At 58.9% G+C, this 19,510-nt stretch carries 19 protein-coding genes and 1 tRNA gene; 10 read left to right on the top strand and 10 right to left on the bottom strand.

Translation table 11 applies throughout. The features are described from left to right. Positions 1-203: 203 nt before the first annotated feature. Complete coding sequence (locus ACG74X_RS11165) at positions 204-2,498, top strand: adenosylcobalamin-dependent ribonucleoside-diphosphate reductase (protein WP_411234812.1); 2,295 nt, start codon at positions 204-206, stop codon at positions 2,496-2,498. Positions 2,499-2,724: 226 nt separating this feature from the next. Here ACG74X_RS11165 and ACG74X_RS11160 read toward each other — a convergent pair. Beyond that, positions 2,725-2,800: transfer RNA gene (locus tag ACG74X_RS11160), tRNA-Thr, on the bottom strand. A 147-nt stretch (positions 2,801-2,947) separates the two neighbouring features. Between ACG74X_RS11160 and ACG74X_RS11155 the strand changes: the two genes are divergently transcribed. Beyond that, the gene (locus tag ACG74X_RS11155; RefSeq protein ID WP_411234811.1) at positions 2,948-3,829 is read left to right on the top strand and encodes a hypothetical protein; all 882 of its coding nucleotides are present in this window, start codon (positions 2,948-2,950) and stop codon (positions 3,827-3,829) included. A 3-nt stretch (positions 3,830-3,832) separates the two neighbouring features. Here ACG74X_RS11155 and ACG74X_RS11150 read toward each other — a convergent pair whose 3' ends face one another. Next, positions 3,833-4,093, bottom strand: a complete 261-nt coding sequence (locus tag ACG74X_RS11150) for a DUF2312 domain-containing protein (protein ID WP_411234809.1) — start codon at positions 4,091-4,093, stop codon at positions 3,833-3,835. Between the two features lie 122 nt (positions 4,094-4,215). Between ACG74X_RS11150 and ACG74X_RS11145 the strand changes: the two genes are divergently transcribed. Further along, a complete protein-coding gene (locus tag ACG74X_RS11145; RefSeq protein ID WP_411234808.1) occupies positions 4,216-4,431 on the top strand; it encodes a hypothetical protein in 216 nt (71 codons plus the stop codon). A gap of 3 nt (positions 4,432-4,434) precedes the next feature. Here ACG74X_RS11145 and ACG74X_RS11140 read toward each other — a convergent pair whose 3' ends face one another. The 3 genes from ACG74X_RS11140 to metF form a co-directional block, all read right to left on the bottom strand. Beyond that, positions 4,435-6,411: an enoyl-CoA hydratase-related protein gene (locus ACG74X_RS11140; RefSeq protein ID WP_411234806.1), complete on the bottom strand. Its 1,977-nt coding sequence runs from the start codon at positions 6,409-6,411 to the stop codon at positions 4,435-4,437. An 89-nt stretch (positions 6,412-6,500) separates the two neighbouring features. Continuing rightward, positions 6,501-7,487: a type I glyceraldehyde-3-phosphate dehydrogenase gene (locus tag ACG74X_RS11135; RefSeq protein WP_411234804.1), complete on the bottom strand. Its 987-nt coding sequence runs from the start codon at positions 7,485-7,487 to the stop codon at positions 6,501-6,503. Between the two features lie 246 nt (positions 7,488-7,733). Continuing rightward, a complete protein-coding gene (gene metF, locus ACG74X_RS11130) occupies positions 7,734-8,600 on the bottom strand; it encodes a methylenetetrahydrofolate reductase [NAD(P)H] (RefSeq protein ID WP_411234803.1) in 867 nt (288 codons plus the stop codon). 94 nt (positions 8,601-8,694) lie between these two features. On the opposite strand from metF, the gene ACG74X_RS11125 reads away from it, so the two are divergent. After that, entirely contained in the window at positions 8,695-9,600 is a 906-nt protein-coding gene (locus ACG74X_RS11125; protein ID WP_411234802.1) for a LysR family transcriptional regulator, read from the top strand. A gap of 2 nt (positions 9,601-9,602) precedes the next feature. Here the strand turns inward: ACG74X_RS11125 and ACG74X_RS11120 are convergent, their stop codons facing one another. Continuing rightward, the gene (locus ACG74X_RS11120) at positions 9,603-9,809 is read right to left on the bottom strand and encodes a cold-shock protein (RefSeq protein ID WP_411234801.1); all 207 of its coding nucleotides are present in this window, start codon (positions 9,807-9,809) and stop codon (positions 9,603-9,605) included. 184 nt (positions 9,810-9,993) lie between these two features. Between ACG74X_RS11120 and ACG74X_RS11115 the strand changes: the two genes are divergently transcribed. After that, positions 9,994-10,308, top strand: a complete 315-nt coding sequence (locus tag ACG74X_RS11115) for an arsenate reductase family protein (protein ID WP_411234799.1) — start codon at positions 9,994-9,996, stop codon at positions 10,306-10,308. Here ACG74X_RS11115 and ACG74X_RS11110 read toward each other — a convergent pair. Next, on the bottom strand, positions 10,305-12,050 hold the full coding sequence (locus ACG74X_RS11110) for an ABC transporter ATP-binding protein (RefSeq protein ID WP_411234797.1): 1,746 nt from the start codon (positions 12,048-12,050) through the stop codon (positions 10,305-10,307). The genes ACG74X_RS11115 and ACG74X_RS11110 overlap by 4 nt on opposite strands. Beyond that, positions 12,047-12,763 carry a tyrosine-protein phosphatase gene (locus ACG74X_RS11105; protein WP_411234796.1) on the bottom strand — a complete coding sequence of 239 codons (717 nt, stop codon included), beginning with the start codon at positions 12,761-12,763 and terminating at the stop codon, positions 12,047-12,049. The genes ACG74X_RS11110 and ACG74X_RS11105 overlap by 4 nt, the downstream gene beginning before the upstream one ends. Before the next feature lie 147 nt (positions 12,764-12,910). On the opposite strand from ACG74X_RS11105, the gene ACG74X_RS11100 reads away from it, so the two are divergent. Next, positions 12,911-14,107: a pyridoxal-phosphate-dependent aminotransferase family protein gene (locus tag ACG74X_RS11100; protein WP_411234794.1), complete on the top strand. Its 1,197-nt coding sequence runs from the start codon at positions 12,911-12,913 to the stop codon at positions 14,105-14,107. On the opposite strand, the gene ACG74X_RS11095 is transcribed toward ACG74X_RS11100, so the two are convergent. Together ACG74X_RS11095 and ACG74X_RS11090 are read right to left on the bottom strand one after the other, a co-directional pair. Further along, positions 14,096-14,308 (bottom strand): histidinol phosphate aminotransferase, encoded by a 213-nt coding sequence (locus tag ACG74X_RS11095; RefSeq protein WP_411234793.1) that lies wholly within the window; start codon positions 14,306-14,308, stop codon positions 14,096-14,098. The two genes, ACG74X_RS11100 and ACG74X_RS11095, sit on opposite strands and share 12 nt — an antisense overlap. A 113-nt stretch (positions 14,309-14,421) precedes the next feature. Continuing rightward, the gene (locus tag ACG74X_RS11090; protein ID WP_411234792.1) at positions 14,422-15,528 is read right to left on the bottom strand and encodes a pyridoxal phosphate-dependent aminotransferase; all 1,107 of its coding nucleotides are present in this window, start codon (positions 15,526-15,528) and stop codon (positions 14,422-14,424) included. A 184-nt stretch (positions 15,529-15,712) separates the two neighbouring features. On the opposite strand from ACG74X_RS11090, the gene ACG74X_RS11085 reads away from it, so the two are divergent. From ACG74X_RS11085 to ACG74X_RS11070, 4 genes are all read left to right on the top strand, one after another. Continuing rightward, on the top strand, positions 15,713-16,999 hold the full coding sequence (locus ACG74X_RS11085) for a lipoprotein-releasing ABC transporter permease subunit (protein ID WP_411234790.1): 1,287 nt from the start codon (positions 15,713-15,715) through the stop codon (positions 16,997-16,999). Beyond that, positions 16,992-17,675 carry an ABC transporter ATP-binding protein gene (locus ACG74X_RS11080; protein WP_411234789.1) on the top strand — a complete coding sequence of 228 codons (684 nt, stop codon included), beginning with the start codon at positions 16,992-16,994 and terminating at the stop codon, positions 17,673-17,675. The genes ACG74X_RS11085 and ACG74X_RS11080 overlap by 8 nt, the downstream gene beginning before the upstream one ends. Before the next feature lie 48 nt (positions 17,676-17,723). After that, positions 17,724-18,710, top strand: a complete 987-nt coding sequence (locus ACG74X_RS11075) for an Ldh family oxidoreductase (RefSeq protein ID WP_411234787.1) — start codon at positions 17,724-17,726, stop codon at positions 18,708-18,710. A gap of 72 nt (positions 18,711-18,782) precedes the next feature. Beyond that, positions 18,783-19,424, top strand: a complete 642-nt coding sequence (locus tag ACG74X_RS11070) for a DUF3047 domain-containing protein (RefSeq protein ID WP_411234785.1) — start codon at positions 18,783-18,785, stop codon at positions 19,422-19,424. Positions 19,425-19,510: the final 86 nt, after the last annotated feature.

The following is a 19,510-nucleotide window of genomic DNA, read 5'->3' as shown; positions in this document are numbered from 1 at the left end:
TGCCCCTTTGCCCGCTAAGAGTAGCCGCCGGGAAACGCTGTTCAAGGACTTCGTTAACAGAACGACATATTCATGGAGTTATCCACAGAGTCTTCCCCAGATGATACTTGATGTGGTAGAGTGCAGCTCTGTCAAACCTAAACGTTGTGGTTTTCGACGTTCAGGCTATCTTCGTTGTCTGCGCCAATGAGGGAATCGCCGCTATGACCCGTTTCACTGCTCCGATCGCTGAACAAATCTGGGATATGAAATACCGTCTGAAAGAGGCGGATGGTGCCGTTCTGGATGGAACGGTCGAGGACACATGGCGTCGCATTGCGCGCGCGTTGGCGTCGGTCGAGGATGAACCGCAGATCTGGGAAGACCGGTTTTATGCGGCGCTGGATGATTTCAGATATCTGCCTGCTGGCCGGATCACAGCAGGCGCGGGCACTGCGCGGTCGGTGACGCTGTTCAACTGTTTTGTGATGGGCACGATCCCGGACAGCATGGGTGGCATCTTTGAGATGCTCAAAGAAGCGGCGTTGACCATGCAGCAAGGGGGCGGGATCGGGTATGATTTCAGCACCATCCGCCCCAAGGGCGCGGATGTCAAAGGTGTGGCGGCGGACGCCTCTGGCCCGCTGTCCTTCATGGATGTGTGGGATGCGATGTGCCGCACGATCATGTCTGCCGGTTCGCGCCGTGGCGCAATGATGGCGACCATGCGCTGTGACCACCCGGATATCGAGGATTTCATCACCGCCAAGTCCGATTCCGCGCGGTTGCGCATGTTCAATCTGTCGATATTGGTGACCGATCCGTTCATGGAGGCGGTCAAAACCGACGGGTCGTGGGATCTGGTCTTTGACGGCAAGGTGTACCGCACGGTTCAGGCGGTGGATCTGTGGAACCGGATCATGAAAGCCACCTATGATTATGCCGAGCCGGGGGTCATCTTTATCGACCGGATCAATGCCGCCAACAACCTGAACTATTGCGAAACGATTGCGGCGACGAACCCCTGTGGCGAACAGCCATTGCCGCCTTACGGGGCCTGTTTGCTGGGCTCTATCAACCTTGCTTGGTTGGTGTCAGAGCCGTTCGAGGAGGCGGCGATGTTGGATAAGGACGCGCTGAGCGATTTGGTGGCGACCGCGGTGCGGATGATGGACAACGTGGTCGATGCGTCGAACTTTCCGCTGGACGCACAGCGGGCAGAGGCGCAGGCCAAACGGCGGATCGGGCTGGGTGTGACCGGGCTGGCGGATGCTTTGCTCATGCTGGGCCTGCGCTACGGCTCGGACGAGGCGGCGCGACAGACCGAAGACTGGTTGCACGCTATCGCCCGCGCCGCTTATCTGGCGTCGGTCGATCTGGCCAAGGAGAAAGGTGCCTTTCCGCTATTTGACGCCGACGCGTTTCTGGCCTCTGGTGCGATGCAGCACATGGATGAAGACGTGCGCGAAGCCATTCGCACGCATGGGATTCGCAACGCCTTGCTGACATCGATTGCGCCAACGGGAACGATTTCGCTGTACGCGGGCAACGTGTCTTCGGGCATCGAGCCGGTCTTTGCCTATGCCTACACCCGCAAGGTCTTGCAGAAAGACGGCACGCGCACCGAGGAAGAGGTGGTCGATTACGCGGTCCAGATGTGGCGCGACAAGTTCGGTGACCGGGCCTTGCCGGATTACTTCGTGAACGCCCAGACGCTGGCACCTCTTGACCATGTCAAGATGCAGGCCGCCGCGCAGAAATGGGTAGATTCGTCGATTTCCAAAACCATCAATTGTCCCGAAGATATCAGCTTTGACGCCTTCAAAGACGTGTACATGGCCGCGTTTGAAAGCGGGTGCAAAGGTTGCACAACCTATCGACCAAACGATGTGACAGGATCGGTTTTGAGTATTTCGGCAGAGAAGACGGACGAAGACGCGCCCGAGGTGATGGCAGCTGCCGATGACGCACCGCAACAGCCGCATGGAGACGTGATCTACATGTCCGAACCGCTTGACCGGCCCCGCGCGTTGGAAGGGCAGACCTACAAGCTGAAATGGCCAGACAGCGAGCACGCGATTTACCTGACAATCAACGACATCATCGTGGGCGGGCATCGTCGTCCGTTTGAAGTGTTCATCAACTCCAAGAATATGGAACATTTTGCCTGGACCGTTGCGCTCACTCGGATGATTTCGGCGGTGTTCCGGCGCGGCGGAGACGTGTCGTTTGTGGTCGAAGAACTGAAAGCCGTGTTTGACCCCCGTGGCGGAGCCTGGGTGCAGGGCAAGTACATCCCGTCGATCCTGGCGGCGATCGGCGGTGTGATCGAACAGCACATGATTTCCATCGGCTTTCTTGAAGGCGAGGGAATGGGGCTGAAATCCGATCCCAGGGCGCAAGTCGTCAACCTGGACGGTCCACGCGGCCGGGCCTGTCCAGCCTGCGGTCAATATGACATGCATATGCAAGAAGGGTGCATGACCTGCGCATCCTGTGGACATAGCAAATGCGGCTGAGCGGTTGATTATTGCCAAACTCTCAGCCACCAACGCGGCGTGGTCGTAGCCAAGAGGCTAGGGTACAACCACGCGGCAAACCCGCCATATTCCTATTCAGGCGGCCGCCCATCTGCGGTATGATGTGGGCCTGAGGTATATAGCAGGTGGACATTGACCCGTGCGTCATGCGTACAAAGCGGCGACACGGCAGCGCTTTCGGTCCGAGGGATTTATAGAAAGAAAATGGTGCCCCCACACGGACTCGAACCGCGGACCTACTGATTACAAATCAGTTGCTCTACCAGCTGAGCTATAGGGGCTTCGAGGGGCTGATTACTGGCACTTGCGTGTCGGTGCAAGAGGCAATTTCGGGATTTTTCAAGGATTTTTCCGAAGGGTGGAAACCCGGTTTTCATCAGGCCAGTACGGTCTATACTGTCGTTAGGCAGTCAGAAAAATGAAAACATATGCAGGTTGTTCTTCACGCCGGTGTTCACGCGACAGACAGTGATCGGTTGTTAAAAACGCTGTTGCGCAATCGTGACGGGGTGCGCCCTTTGGGAACGGCGGTTCCGGGACCGGGGCGGTATCGCCGGTTGATATCAGAGATGTTGAACAGCCTTGGCAGTGGTGAGGCTGCACCCGGTGCGCGGGATGTGTTGCTGGACAGTGTTCTGGATCAGGAGGTTGGGCATGTTGACCGGCTGATCCTGTTGCATGAAAATCTGTTTTCCGTGCCAAAGATCGCCTTTCAGGGGGGCGTTGTGTATCGCAAGGCTGAGCAGCGTTTGCGCATCTGCCAGACGCTTTTTGCCGAGGATGATTTCGAGATTTTCCTGGCGCTGCGCAATCCGGCGACGTTCCTTCCTGCGTTGCTTCATGCGACGCCGCATGACACTCTGGATCAGCTGTTGAACGGTCTGGACCCGTTCGAGCTTCGCTGGTCCGGTCTTGTATCGCGCATTCTGGAGGCTGTGCCCGGAGTTCCGATCACCGTGTGGTGCGATGAGGACAGTCCTTTGGTCTGGGGAGAGCTTGTGCGCGAGATGGTCGGCGTTGCCCCCACGCATCCGATCATCGGGGCCTATTCCCGATTGTCCGATATCATGACCAAAGAGGGCATGACCCGCTTTCGCGCGTATCTGGCTGAACGACCGGATCTGACCGAAATTCAAATTCGTCGGGTGATGGTGGCGTTTCTGGACAAATACGCGGACCCAGACAAGGTTGATGCCGAACTGGACGTTGCGGGCTGGGACGCAGATATCGTTCAGGATTTGACGGATGATTATGACGACGACGTGTTTGCCATCGGTCGCATGCCCGGGGTTACGCTGATCGCGCCCTAGCGGTTACTGCATCCCCAAGGCTTCTTTGTACATCTCCAGAACGGCCTCTTCTTCGGCGATATCATCGGGTTCGCGTTTGCGGAGGGCGATGACCTTGCGCATGACCTTGGTGTCATAGCCGCGCGCCTTGGCTTCGGCCATCACCTCTTTTTGCTGTTCGGCGATATCTTTCTTTTCGGCGTCAAGACGTTCAATGCGTTCGATGAATTGGCGCAGCTCATCTGCAGTCACGCGGTAGTTGGCTTCGATTGCGCTGTCGTCCATGGGTCGGCTCCTGTTGGCTGTCTGCGCTGTCGTAGCGATGGGCGGGGGGGCCTTCAAGGGCTTGTCATATCCCCGATGATGAATTACCGCGCCCATAACGCAACAGACTTGGAGAACACGACATGGATATTCTGATCTGGTCGGGTGCGGCGGTGTCGCTGTTGGGCCTGATTGGCCTGATCTACTCCATCGTGCGTGTGGCCAAAGTGCGCAAAGCCGGGTTGAGCGATGACGATCTGCGCGCGGCTGTGCAATCTGTTATGCCGATCAATCTTGGATCGCTGTTTGTGTCTGTTTTGGGGTTGATGATGGTGATCCTTGGGATCTTTCTGAGCTGACGCTCAAAGCGCGTCAAAGCTGCGGCCATATTTGATCAATTCGCGAAACATCGGATCGGGCGACCACAGGTCTGTGTCGCTGTGTTGAAGCGCGTCCATCGCGTGAAGCGTCTGAAGCAGACCCATAGCGCCCACCGCATGCAAAATGCCGCCCCGGGTGCGCGGGATCAGCCGTGTGAAAACCGATACGACATCAATGTCACCGGCGCGGGGCACCACCTGATCGCGGAGCAGTTTCGCCCCAGCATTGGACATGGCCCCGATGATCAGGCGCTGAATCTGGTCGGGGGAAAGGTCTTTTTGCGCAGCGCGTCTGGTCTCGATGTGGCACAGAATGTCCGCATCGGGGGTGGCTGTGCCTGTCTGGTCATACTTGTAAAATCCACGATTTGCAGCGCGCCCGGCTCGGCCGGTGTCCAGAACCAGAGCGGACCAGTTTGTGCAACCGCTGGCCCGTGCCTGTCTGGCAATCACAGACAGCCCGTAGGCATCCGCACGTTCATAGGGGGGCTGTGTCATGCCCCATTTGCGCAGCGCGTCATCTATGACAAAAGGCGATTGGCCCAGATCGACGAGCGCATCAGCGGCGCGCCACAATGTGTGTTTCAGCCGCTCGGACACGCTGTCTGCAGATGTGGTTTCCACCACCGCCATCTTGTTCAGCCGTCTGGCAAGGGCCAGCGCAAGCTCTGCGTCGCGGTCGGTGTGATCTGGTCCCAACACGACTTCAACCAGAGGTGCGGTTTCGACCGGTTGGACAAAGTTCAAGGCCAGGCTTGGGTCAGGACCGGGCAGACAATGGGCAACTGTCAGACCCTGGGGGATGGGCAGGTTGCGCTGACCACGCGCGGCCCGCAGCGCCATCGTCACCCCTTCGAGCATCTCTGGCCCATTTCCGATCTGCAACGCGGTCTTGCAATGCTGGGCCTGTTGGCGGCTCAGATGACCTTGTGACAGGATGTCCTGAAGCACCTTTTGCACAAGCTCAGCGCTTTCCCGTTGCAAGGCCTTGTCCTTGATGGACCAGTTGATCTTGAGACCCGACACCAGGGCGGTTGCAACAATCTGTGCCGCCAGAGGGCCACCGCCAAGCACGGCGATGCTGTCAGACGGCAAAGGGCCGACCCGGCGTGTCTGCGCGCTGACGCTTTGTTCGACGCGAAACAAATGTGCCAGCGCCTTTGCTTCGGACGTTTCGGCGCAGTCCTCTGCGGCCGCGTCTTCAAAGGCCAAGCCCGCGTCGATCGGCAACATGATTGATGCTTCGACTGCGGAGAGGATCTGTTTGTGGGCAAACTCACCGGATGTTTCCACGTCTGCACGGGCCTTTGCAATGGCGGTCTGAAAGCCTTGTGTGTCTGCAAATCCATCCCGCCTGTCGGCTGTCGCACGCAGTCCTGCCTTTTTTGATCGCAGGGTGTGTGCGAACCGGTTAATGGCATCATCGACGGTATCGTCAAAACCCATGTCGATCAGGGGTTTCATCGCGTCAGAGGACAACGACTCCAGCTTTCCGTGCAACAAAAGGTCCAGCGTGGCCTGCGCGCCGACAAGCCGTGGCAACCGCTGCGTCGCCCCCGCATTTGGCACAAGCCCCAGTCGTGCATGGGGAAATCCGAAACGCGCCGTGCGGTGCGCGATCCGGTAATGCGCCGCAAGGGCCAGTTCGGCACCCCCGCCGATGACCGCGCCAGTAAGAACGGCGATCACAGGCTTTGGACACAGTTCCAGCATGAGGCAAATATCGGCCAGTTGATTGTCGTGATCATCACCACCGCCGCATGGCGTAGTGATCCCTGACGGGAACGCGTGGCCTTTGCCGCTCAGCGCGATATAGTCAACCGCGTCATCATCGCAGAGGGGGGGCAGCGCGGTTTTGAGGGCGTTGAGACATGCCAAGCTCAACCGCGAGGCTGGGCCTGCGTCCAGCACGATATGCGCCACACCTGCATGCGTGCGTATGTCAGTCTTTGCGCCCATCTGCTGCTCCGATGGCCTCTGGTGGCTTTTCGCCGGTTATCCCGTCGGCATTAGAGGTCAAATCAGGCAGTCTGGCAAGAAATCGCGACTCACTCGGCGCGTTTATGCATCATCCGCGCGACATCAAGCATCCGGGCCGAGAACCCCCACTCGTTGTCATACCAGCCAAAGATGCGGATCTGATCGCCGGTGGCCAAAGTTTCATTGGGCGCAATCACCAGAGATTCCGGCCGCGCACGCAGATCGACCGACACGCAAGGGTCTTCCACCAGACCAAGGACGCGGTTGTCCCTGGTCAGATCACGAAGTGCTTGCCTCGCATCCTCGGGCGGGGTGTTCAGCCGGACCACAAGATCGACAGCTGACACGCTGATCGCAGGCACCCGAATTGCAGCCCCGGTGACGCGTCCAGCCAATTCGGGGAGAACCCGGTCCACCAGCTTTGCGGCACTTGTTGTCGTGGGCACCATGCTGACCGCGCCCGCGCGATTGCGCGCAAGGTCAGACCCGCGCGGAGCGTCTACCATGGGTTGGCTGCCGGTATAGCAATGCACCGTGGTCATGTGTCCTTGTTTCACCCCGAACCGGATATCAAGATCGCGCAGCAAAGGGGCGATGGCATTGGTGGTGCAAGACGCGTTGGACACGATCTTGGCCGCGCCGATCTTCTTTTCGTTGGCGCCCAACACAATGGTTGTGTCCGCAATGTCAGACGGACCCGACACAAGAACCGCCCGCGCCCCTGCATCAAGTGCAGCCTGTGCTGTGGCCCGGTCTTTAAGGGCTCCGGTGCAGTCGAGCACAAGATCCACGTCTTTCAAAGGCAGATCCGCCATGGCCACGCCGGTCAGCATTGGAATGGCGCGCCCCGCTGCGTGCAGGATGCCATCGGCAAAATCCGCGCCGCCGGGCAGGGGGCCAAACACACTGTCATATTTGAACAGATACGCACAGGTTTCGGGAAGCGCGATGTCATTTATCGCAACCACCTCAACATCCGCATGTTCCGGTGACGTCAGAATCTGACGCAGAATAACACGCCCAATCCGTCCGAATCCGTGAATAACAAGCCGCATATGCGTTTCCCTAACCCGATGTCAGCATGTCTATGCTCCGGGCTGCATATCAACTCTGAATGTTTCCGATAGTAAAAGTGTTTTTTGTATCGGAACAATCGCCGCTTTCCCCGCAATCCACGCGACGGTGGCGGTTCCTTTACAGTCTGCCGTAGGGCCGGGACGCCATAAGGCTGCAATACAAATACCTGCCGTCAGCGCCGCTGCGTGTGCTGTTTCGCTTTAACAGTGGCGCGGTCCTGTGCCTTATGCGACGTTTTTCAGATCTACATTCGGTGTCACGCCCAAAGCGTGGCAAACGTCGCGCGTCAACTCGGGCCGGTTCAGGGTGTAGAAATGCAGTTTGTCGACGCCACCGTCCAGCAGCTTCGAGCACAATTCTGTGCAGATCGCCGTGGCCAACAGATCTTCGCGATTGTCGCGCTCTGCGGTCTCGAACGCGTCGACAACCCAGGACGGGATATGGGTGCCACATTGCTTGGCAAAGCGCACAGCGCCTTTCCAGTTTTCAATCGGCAAGATGCCCGGTGTCACGGGGGCATCAATCCCGGCTTTTTCACAGGCGTCCCGGAACCGAAAGAATGTGTCTGCTTCAAAAAAGAACTGTGTTAGCGCCTCGTCTGCGCCCGCGTCGAACTTGCGCTTGAGATACGCGACATCGGCTTGCGCATCTGCGGCTTCCGGATGAACATCCGGATATGCGCCGACGCGGATGTTGAAATCCTCGGCCTCTTTCAAGGCCTCAATCAGCTCAATACTTGACGCAAACCCGTCGGGATGCGGTACGAAACCCTCTGATCCCTTAGGCGGATCGCCGCGCAGTGCGACGATATCTGTCACGCCACAGGCGGCAAAATCCCGTGCAATGCCCAATGTCTCTTCGCGGGTCGCGTTCACACAGGTCAGATGTGCGGCTACCGGAAGGCCAGAGGATTTGTGCAAGGTCGCCACAGCTTCGCGGGTCAAATCGCGGGTTGTGCCGCCCGCGCCATAGGTCACAGATACAAACCGCGGATCGAGCGGGGCCAACACCTGTACCGTGTCCCAAAGCCGAAAAGAGGCTTCCAGGGTTTGTGGCGGGAAGAATTCAAAGGATATGGCCGGTGTCGTCATCAGAAGAGTCTCCAAAAGCTCTGGGGTCTTGTCGCATGTGTCGCTATGTGAAACAAACTCATAAATCTAATCACCAACATGAAGCTGATTGATAATGCACATCGAGTTCCGTCACCTGCGCACCATCAAGGCCATCTACGAGTGTGGCGGCGTGGCGCGCGCTGCAGAGCAGTTGAACATCACGCAGTCCGCACTCAGCCATCAAATCAAGGCGCTGGAGGATCAGGCCGGGGTTGAGTTGTTTGTCCGGCGATCCAAGCCCATGCGCCTGTCTGCTGCCGGGATGCGGCTGTTGCGGCTGGCCAATCAGGTGTTGCCGCAGGTCGAGGCGCTGTCGGCGGAATTTCAAAGCCTGCGGGACGGATCGTCTGGCCGCATGCATATCGCGATTGAATGTCATGCCTGCTTTGAATGGCTTTTCCCCGTGCTTGAGGCGTTTCGCAAAAGCTGGCCCGACGTGGATGTCGATATTCGCCCGGGACTTGCCTTTGACGCTTTGCCAGCGTTGCAAAAAGAGGATGTCGATCTGGTGGTGTCGTCCGATCCCGAGGACCTGCCCGGTGTGACTTTCACCGAACTCTTTGATTACAAAGCCGTCTTTGTGGCCGCTGCGACGCATCCTTTGGCGGCCAAAGATTATATCGATGCCGATGATTTCAGGGGGCAAACCTTGATCACCTATCCCGTCGAACGATCCCGGCTGGACGTGTTCAGCCAGTTGTTGATCCCGGCCAAGGTCGAACCCGGGCTTGTTCGGCAGGTCGAACTGACCGCCGTGATCCTGTTGCTGGTTGCCTCGAACAGAGGTGTCGCCGTTCTGCCCGATTGGGTGGTGCGCGAGGTGAAATACAGCTCTGACTACGTCACACGGCCGCTGACGCAAGACGGCATAACCCGCAGGCTGTACGCCGCAACCCGCACGGTTGACACTGAAAAGCCGTTTGTGGCCGATCTCATCAGGTTGGCCCGGCAAGAGGCGACGCGGCTTCAGAACGCTTGAGACTATATCGCTTGGATGTCAGAGGCCATCATGCGCCCGTCACGGCCTTCTGCCATTTCGAAACTGACTTTCTGATTGTCCGTCAGGCCATCCAGGCCAGATTGCTGGACGGCGGAAATATGGACAAAGACATCTTTGCCGCCATCTTCGGGCGAAATGAAGCCATAGCCTTTTGTGGTGTTGAACCACTTCACGGTGCCGGTGGGCATGGGTCCGCGTCTCCTCTTTTCGTCACGTCTGACCCGGTCGGGTCATGGTTACTTGCGACAGGCGGCGCGCTGTGCGACGTCCGGTCACAATAAAAACATTGGCCGCAAAGCTGCGAAGGCAAGGGGAGTGGTCGCTTTTTACATCTGTCGGCACTTGGGCCTGTGACCAATCAATGAGGACGCAATGATCATATACGGATTAAAGACCTGCGATACATGCCGCAAAGCGTTGAAGGCGTTGCCGAATGCGGATTTTGTGGATGTGTCCGTCACGCCGGTGCCGGGCGATACGCTCGATGCCGCGCTTGCGCAATTTGGCGATAAACTGCTGAACACACGGTCCACCACATGGCGCGGTCTGGATGAGGCAGACCGCGCGACCGAGCCCAGGGCGCTTTTGGTGGCGCATCCCAAACTGATGAAACGACCGCTGATTTCCGACAACGGCACTCTGTATCTGGGCTGGGACAAAGCCACCCAATCGGCGCTGGGTGTCTAGCGGCGCACCTGCATCTGGTGCAGCGCGGCATAGGTTCCGGCCTGGGTGATCAACTGATCATGTGTGCCGTGTTCAATCACACGGCCCTCATCCATCACGACGATCTTTGCGGCATCGCGGATCGTCGACAGGCGATGCGCGATGACCAACGTGGTGCGGCCCTTGGACAATTCGTCCAACGCCGCCTGAACTTTTGCTTCTGACCCGGTATCAAGCGCCGATGTGGCCTCGTCCAGCAACAGGATGGGGCGGTTGCGCAAAAGCGCCCGTGCAATGGCGACACGTTGGCGCTGCCCGCCGGACAATGCCGATCCACGCGGGCCAACCGGTGTGTCCAGCCCGTCGGACAATTGCGGCAGAAAATCCGCTACATGGGCGGCGTCCAACGCGGCCTGCAATGCGGGTTCGGTGATATCGGGCTGGCCCAGAAGAATGTTCTCGCGCACGGTGTCATCAAACAGCAGGGCCTCTTGTGACACCACCGAAAACAAACCGCGCAACGCGCCAAGATCCATCTGTGATACCGCAACCCCGCCAATGCGAACAGATCCCGAAATTGGGTCAACCAGCCGCGTCAACACATTGAATATTGTCGATTTTCCAGCGCCTGAGGGACCGACAAGAGCGGTTGTCTGGCCCGCCTCTGCGGTAAAGCTGCACCCCTGCAAAACACCCGTGTCACCATAATTGAGCGTGACATCCTCGAACACCAGATCCGGCACATCGCTTGGGGGAGGCACCGGTTTGGCCGGAGATCGCAGCGTAGGTTCGGTGTCCAGGATCTGTCGGATGCGTTCGATGCCCGCCGCGGCCACCTGCCAAACCCCCGCGACATTGCCCAGACGGCGCAGGGGTTCAAACGCAAGGCCAATTGCGGTGAAAAACGCCATGAAATCGCCAACTGTTTTGTCGCCTGACAGGATTTCCTGACCCCCGTAGAACAGCACCCCCATAAACCCGAGACCGGCCATGATATCAATCATGCCGGGAATCGTGGCCTGACCCAGCGCGCTTCGGGTTTCCACGCGCACCCGTTCCCGGGTAAGCTTGCCGTAGCGGTCCGATTGATAGCGCTCCAGCGCGTTGAGTTTCACCGGCGTGATGCCGTGAAAGACCTCGTTCAACCGCACCGAAAGCCGTGCGGCCACATCCCGTGCGCGGCGGGCTTCCTTTCGCACATAGCGTTGCAGAAACACCGATGGCGCGATCAGGATCGGAGCCCCCAAAAGGGCCACAACCGTCCAGCGCCAATCCACCGAAATCGCCACCGCAAAAAGAGAGATCAGCGCAATCACATCCCGCCCCGCGCCGGTGATGATCGTGCGCCAGACCTTGCTGATCGCGTCCACGTCGCCTTCGACGCGTTGCATCAGATAGCCGGGCGAATGAGTCTGATGATAGGCCGTGTCCAGCACCATCAGATGCGCCAGCAGATCCTGCCGGATGTCGGCAACGGACAATTGCGAAATGCGGGTCAGAAGCACTTTTTGCACGATGCTTGCCACCGCCCGCACGACGAAAATTCCAAGAAATATCAGACCGACCCACAGGATCGCGTCAGCATCCCCTCCGACAAACACCCGGTCGAACATGGGTTTCATCATATAGCTGAGCGCGCCGAACATCCCGCCTTCGAGCGCCATGAACACCATCGCTACAATCAGCAGACGCCAATGTTTGGCCAGATAGCCGCGCCACACCCAAAGAAGCAGGCCCTTTGGATTGATCGACGCGTCGGTCATGACACAAGCGCAGGTGCGAAGGTGAATTTGTCGGCTGGGGTTTTGCTGTCGAAACCGGCCTGAATGGCCTTACCGTCATATTCGGTGCGAATCCAGTCTTCAAAGCCGATAGGGCATCGCGCAACCCGTGCTGCATACACGTCAAGGATATAGTCCTGCACACCTGTGGCGGTGAAATCGAGGTGAATATATTTGAGCGACAACATCTTGCGCGCCACGTCAACGGGTTGGTCCTCGAACACCATGAGATAGAGCGCCGCCACAAAACCCGCGCGGTCGGCGCCGGACTTACAGTGAAACACAAAGGGCTTTTCCGCCTGCCGCAAAGTGTCGATGACATGCACGATCTTTTTCCGACTGACCGCATGGCGCGCTTGCAACTTGGCGTTCAAAAGCGTCAGGCCAAGCGCGTCGCAGGTCTCTTTTTCAAAGAGATAATGGGCGTGTTTGTCCTCCCCGCGCAGGTTGATCACGGTCTTGATCCCCATCGCTTTGTATTTCTCGAAACGGGCGTGGGTGGGCTGGTTTGAACGGTACACACCCGGTGCGATTTCAAAGAAATTGGTCCAGAACATGCGCAGAAAGGCATGATCGAAAAAATGGTAATGAAACTTTGACCAACGGCGCGCGCGGGGGGTGGTGATGTCTTTCCCGAACGACCGACGCAGTTTACGCTCTGCATCTTCGATCTTTGTCCAAAGCCGTCCCAGCATGCTGTTCCTTTCGCATCAGGCGCGGATGTAGAGATTGCGGCCGACGCTGGCAAGCGCCGTGGGGTTATTGACGATGCGCCACAATTGATTACGGTCCGCTCAGCCTGCGCATTTCGCTGCTCGCCCCCCATTTTTTTGAGGTTCTTCATGTCTCTTGCCAATGGTCGCACGTATCTTGCCATTCCCGGCCCATCCGTGGTTCCGGACGCGGTGCTGCGTGCCATGCACCGTGCATCGCCCAACATTTATGATGGCGAATTGCCAGATATGATGCCGGACCTGATCCGCGATCTGAAGCGCGTTGCCCGGACAGATTGTCATGCGGCCATTTATATTTGCAATGGTCACGGCACCTGGGAGGCGTCGCTGGCGAACACGGTCGCGGCAGGTGAAAAGGTGCTGGTTCTGGCCACCGGTTTTTTCGCACAGCGCTGGGCCGACACGACCAGAACCTGCGGGATCGAGGTCGATGTCCTGGAGTTCGACGTTGGCGGAACTTTCGATCTGGACCGCGTGCGCGACACGCTCGCGGCTGACAAAACGCACAGCTATAAGGCTGTTTTGGCGGTGCATGTCGACACCTCAAGCTCAAATCGGAACGAATTCGCCCCGTTGCGCGCCATTCTCGACGACCTGAACCACCCTGCTTTGCTTATCGCTGACTGCATTGCGGCAATGGGCTGCGACCGGTTTGAGATGGATGCGTGGGGTGTTGATGTGGCGATGACCGGATCACAGAAGGGGCTGATGTGTCCTCCGGGCGTGGGGTTTGTCTTTTTCAATGATCGCGCCGCCGAGATGCGCAAATCAATGAAACAGGTCAGCACCTATTGGGATTGGACGCAGCGTGCCGACCCCGATGCGTTCTATCAATATTTTGGCGGAACGGCCCCAACCCATCATCTTTATGGATTGCGCGCCGCGCTTGATTTGATCCACGACGAAGGACTGGAGGCCGTCTGGGACCGTCACGCAACGCTGGCCCGCGCGATCTGGGCCGCTTGCGAACATTGGGGTCAAGACGGCCCGCTGCGCCTGACCGTGCCGGATCGTGCCTTGCGCAGCCACGCCGTCACGGCCCTGTCCATCGGTAAGCCGCTTGGCACCCAGCTGCGGCATTGGTGCGCGGATACTGCCGGGGTCACATTGGGAATCGGTCTGGGAATGGGCACGCCGGAGGACCCACAAAGCGACGGGTTCTTCCGGTTTGGCCATATGGGTCACGTCAACGCCCATATGATCCTGGGACTTCTTGGTGTGGTCGAGGCCGGGCTTGGCGCGTTGGACATTCCGCATCGGGCCGGGGGCGCAAGCGCGGCGGCCAAGGTGATTTCAGGCGTCTGAGCGGGACCATTTTATCTCGCGGCTGGCGCGGTAGTGATCCAGTCGTGTGATTAAAAAGTTAACCGCCCATCCCGTTACGATCACGGCAACAAGGCCGAACTTGGCCCAGATCATACCAAAGATCCAAAGCATATTTATGAATATCAGAAAGAGAGCGGCCGTGGTGTAATCTTCGACCCGTTTGGGATGCGGATTGTCCATCTTTGCCTCCGACACATATCTGCGTGTTGCGGCAGGACGATAGCGCATATTGCGCCTATGTCAGAGTGAAACTGACAGATATCTCAAAAATTCCCGGAAAGGTCCGCATCTGGTCAGCCGCGTGCCGCCTCTAGCGCGCCTGGCAAGGTTTGTTCCAGAATGTCGAGCTCGGACGGACGCCCGGCGCTGATCCGGATGGCCCGGTCTCCGGGTGGGGTGAACGGCATACGCACAAACACCCCATCCGCAATCAGCTGGGCCAACACCGCCCGCGCAAAGGCACCATCTTTGCCGCAGTCTATGGTGACGAAATTGGTTGCAGATGGCAGCGGCTTCAGACCGTTCGCTTTTGCGATGGAGGCGATGCGGGTGCGGGCATCCTTGACCAGATCGACCACCTCGTCCAGCCACGCGTCGTCTTCCAATGCAGCCAATGCGCCCGCCTGAGAGATGCGTGACATGCCAAAATGATTGCGCACCTTGTCAAAGCTTTTGATCAAACCGGGTGCCCCGATACCATAGCCCACGCGGGCCCCGGCCATGCCATACGCCTTTGAAAAGGTGCGAAAGCGAATGACGCGTGGGTCGTCAGGATCAATCACCGGAGCGGTGCCCGCCGGGGCAAATTCGATATAGGCCTCATCCAGCAAAAGCACGGTGCCCTCTGGCAATGTGTCGAGCGCTTTCTCGATGCTGCTGCCGCTGTGCCAACTGCCCATGGGATTGTCCGGGTTGGCGAAATAGATCAGTTTTGCATCCACCTCGCGGGCCTTTTCAATCAAAGCCGAAAGGTCTTCTGTGTCGTTGGAGTAGGGCACCTTGTGCAGCACGCCGCCAAACCCGCTGACATGATAATTGAAGGTCGGATAGGCCCCGTCCGACGTGACCACAGGATCGCCGGGTGCCACCAGCAGCCGGACCAGATAGCCCAGCAGGCCATCAATGCCTTCGCCGACAATGATGTTGTCCGCGCGCGCACCGCGCCGCGCAGACAGCGCCTGGATAAGATCGTAATTGGTCGCATCCGCATATTGCCAGCATTGCGCTGTCGCTTCCTGCATGGCGGCAACGGCAAAGGGTGACGGGCCAAACACGCTTTCATTGGCCCCCAGCCGCGCTTTGAACGGTGCGCCGCGTTGGCGTTCCTGCACTTCGGGGCCCACAAATGGCACGGTGGAGGGAAGGTCGGCGATAAGTTTGGGATAGCGAGGTCCTGTCATGCCGTCTCTATGCCGGTTGCAACGGGATGGGGCAAGTCGCCGTCTAAGCGGTGTTGTATGGGGCAGCGACCCTGACCCATTGTTTCGCGTGCGAAACATTAGGTCCAATCCGGACCTAAGCAGAGGTGCTTGACCCGCTGCATCCTAGCCGCCACTTAGCACTCAGAGCAGTGAGAGACCCGTAATGGCCCAGACCCCGCCCCCTTTTGCCCCGTTTGAATGGATGATCGCATGGCGCTACCTGCGCGCGCGCCGGGCTGAAGGGGGTGTCAGCGTCATGACATGGATCAGTCTGATCGGGATCACGCTGGCGGTGTTTGCGCTGATTGCGACATTGGCCGTGCGTTCGGGATTTCGCGCCGAATTTGTGGATACAATTCTTGGCTCCAACGCGCATGTGACCGTCTATTACAGTGCGGAACGTGACCAATCGGGGCGCGTGGCGCGTACCATCGCCGATTATGACGCTGTGGCACAGGCAGTGGCTGCGGTGCCCGGCGTGACCCGCGCCGCGCCGTTGGTCAAGGGGCAGGTCATGGCCACCGCCAACAGCCGCAATGCCGGTGTCGAGGTCTTCGGCATCGCGCAAGAGGATTTGGCAACCGTTCCCCGCGTCGCAAACCCGGACACCGCGCAGGGGGATCTGAGCCGGTTTACCGAAGGGATCGCCATCGGTTCGGGCGTTGCGCGCGAACTGGGTGTCGCGTTGGGCGATAGGGTCAAGCTGATCTCTCCGGACGGTGTGCGCACCGCCTTCGGAACAAGTCCGCGGGTGAAGGCCTACGAGGTGGTCTATGTGTTTACCGCAGGTCGCTATGACATCGACCGCACCCGTATCTACATGCCCTTCGCTGAGGCGCAGCTTTACTTCAATCGCGACGGCGTGGCCGACGAGATCGAAGTCATGGTCGAAAACCCTGACCGGGTGGACGCGATGGTGCTGCCCATTATTCAGGTGGCCGGACCGCGTGCGCTTGTCTGGACCTGGCAGGACGCCAGCGGCGGTTTTCTGCGCGCGCTGGAAATCGAGGACAATGTGATGTTCATCATTTTGTCGATCCTTGTTCTGATCGCCGCCATGAATATCGTTTCGGGATTGATCATGCTGGTGAAAAACAAGGGCCGGGATATCGGAATCCTGCGCACAATGGGCTTGACCGAAGGGTCTGTCCTTCGGGTCTTTTTCATCTGTGGCGCGTTCACCGGAATTCTAGGGACGGTCGCGGGCGTTGTCTTTGGCTGCCTCTTTGCGCTTTATATCGATCCGATCTTTTCGTTTGTGAATTATGTCGCCGGTGGCGGGGTCTGGGACCCGGCAGTGCGTGGGATTTATCAGCTTCCGGCGCAACTTAACCTTGCCGATGTTCTGAGCGCAGTTGCGTTGTCGCTGGGGCTGAGTTTCATCGTGACACTTTTTCCCGCCCGGCGCGCGGCACGGATGAATCCGGTCGAGGCATTGCGCTATGAATGATGTTGCGCTGCGGCTGACCGGGATCACAAAAACCTACAACGCCGGAACACCCGGCGCGGTGACGGTTTTGCGCGGCGTTGATGTGCGCTTGGCCAAGGGGGAAATCGTGGCTTTGGTCGCGCCATCCGGTGCGGGTAAATCCACGTTGCTGCATATCGCAGGTCTGCTTGATACGCCGGACACGGGAACGGTCGAGATCGGTGGACAGGATGTAACCGGCCAGTCCGATCGACAGCGCACCGTGGTGCGGCGGGATCAGGTGGGGTTTGTGTATCAGTTCCATCACCTTTTGCCGGAATTCAGCGCGTCCGAGAACATCGTTCTGCCTCAGCTTGCCGCGGGCCGGTCCAGGCAGCAGGCGCAAGACCGCGCGACAGAGCTTCTTGAGAGTGTCGGGGTGGGCGCACGGGCACATCACCGGCCTGCCGAATTGTCGGGGGGCGAACAACAGCGGGTGGCCTTCTGCCGTGCGCTTGCCAACAGGCCATCATTGCTGCTTGCGGACGAGCCGACGGGAAATCTTGATCCGGCGACATCCGACACCGTCTTCGACGCGCTGATGACCCTGGTACGCACCACGGGGCTGTCCGCCCTGATTGCGACCCACAACATGGATTTGGCGCGGCGCATGGATCGTCAGCTGCGTCTGGACGAGGGCAGCCTGACTTCTGCTTGACCCTGCGTGTCCCGTGGGCGATGTGGCGGCGCTGACGGAGGGCAGATGATGACACAGATTGCAATTTCGGAAATCGAAACGGTCGCACGGCAAGCGTTGGTCGCGCATGGGGCCAGTGACACGGTTGCTACCACAATGGCGGATGCCATTGCGTGGGCCGAAGCCCGCGATAACCGGATTTGCGGGCTGTATTATCTTGAAAGCTACTGCAAGCAATTATTGACAGGCCGGGTCAAGGGACAGGCTGTTCCAGAGGTCTCTAAACCGCGTCCCGGTATTGTCGAGGTGGATGCCAAATACGGCTTTGCGCAACCGGCGTTTGCCAAGGCATTTGACACAGGCAGGACAGCAGCGCGAGAGAACGGGCTGGCCAGCATTCTGGTGCGTCATGCGCATACCTGCACGGCTTTGGGCTGGTTCACTGATGCGATCGCCCGCGCGGGATTGATCGGGATGGGCTACACAAACGCATCGCCTATTGTGGCCCCTCCGGGCGGCAAGACGCGGATGATTGGTACAAACCCGATGTCATTCGCGGTGCCGGATGGCGATGGTGGCGTGGCGATGATGTTTGATCAATCCACGACAACCGTGGCGCTTGGCCGGATCACCATGGCCAAGGCCGCAGGAGAGCAAATTCCCGAAGGCTGGGCGGTGGATGCCGAAGGTCATCCGACAACCGATCCAGAGGCAGCCCTGAGCGGATCGCTGTGCAGTGTCGGAGGCTACAAAGGCTGGGGCCTGGGGCTTATGGTGGAAATCATGGCCGCAGGTCTGGCCGGTGGGACCGCAAGCCGCGATGTGAGGCCGCTCAAGGCACCGGAAGGTCATCCGCATGACCTTGGTCATTGCTTTTTGCTGATTGATCCCGGTGTGCGGCCGGACTTTCATGCGATGGTTGCCGGACTGGCCGACGCGGTACTGCAGGACGACGGCGCACGCATGCCGGGTCGTGGCAAACGCCTGCATGAGACAGTGGATGTGCCCGATGCCTTGTGGGACGCAACGTGCCGTCTGGCCGCGCGCAAAGACTGACTTCACGGGAACGTTTGGTGCGAAACAGGGCGTGCCCTTGTTAGGACAAGGCGTATCAGAAAGGTCTGTCCTATGTTGCGCTATGCTGCCGTTATTGTCCTGTCGCTGATGGCGGTGCCGGTTTCCGCCGCCCCGGTGTCGTTTGACGGGGCCTGGAAAACGCAGAAGTTTTCTTTGTTTTCATCGAACACATACGGGTTCAACGGCAATTCGGTGTCGGTCACATCGGACGGATCGGTGTCTTTGGCCTATCGCCCGCTTGACACGTCATACTGGAACGCGACATCGGCGCAGTGGTCCTGGCGCGTTGACGAAGGGGTTCCGGCCACCGACTTGCGCCAAAAGGGTGGGGATGATCGCAATCTGGCGCTTTACTTTGTGTTTCTCCCGCCAGATCAGGCGCAGGCGCTGCAGGGGGCCAGTGTGCGTAAGCTGCTGACCAATGACGCAGCGCGGGTGCTTGTCTATGTCTGGGGCGGGGCCCACAAACGTGGTGCGGTGCTGGGCAGCCCGTATCTGGGGTCTCGGGGAAAAACGATTGTTCTGCGCGGGGCGGGCACCGGGTCTGCTTCGGAAACTGTCAATCTGGGACGGGACTATGCCAATGCCTTTGGCGGCGGCGGTGCGGCGCTTGTGGGGGTGGCCCTGTCGGGTGACAGCGATGACACCGACACCCGGATCAGAGCGTCGATCAGTGGATTGCGCGTGGACTGACAGCCCGGACCGGCAAGCGTCAGCCGCGTTGCGCGGGCCCGGTTGCGCGCGCCTTGAAAGACAGGCACTCTGACCGGGATCGAGCA

The sequence above is a fragment of the Marivita sp. S0852 genome (assembly GCF_046591575.1).
Classification (GTDB): Bacteria; Pseudomonadota; Alphaproteobacteria; order Rhodobacterales; family Rhodobacteraceae; genus Marivita.
This window is presented reverse-complemented; position numbering and strand designations above follow the sequence as displayed.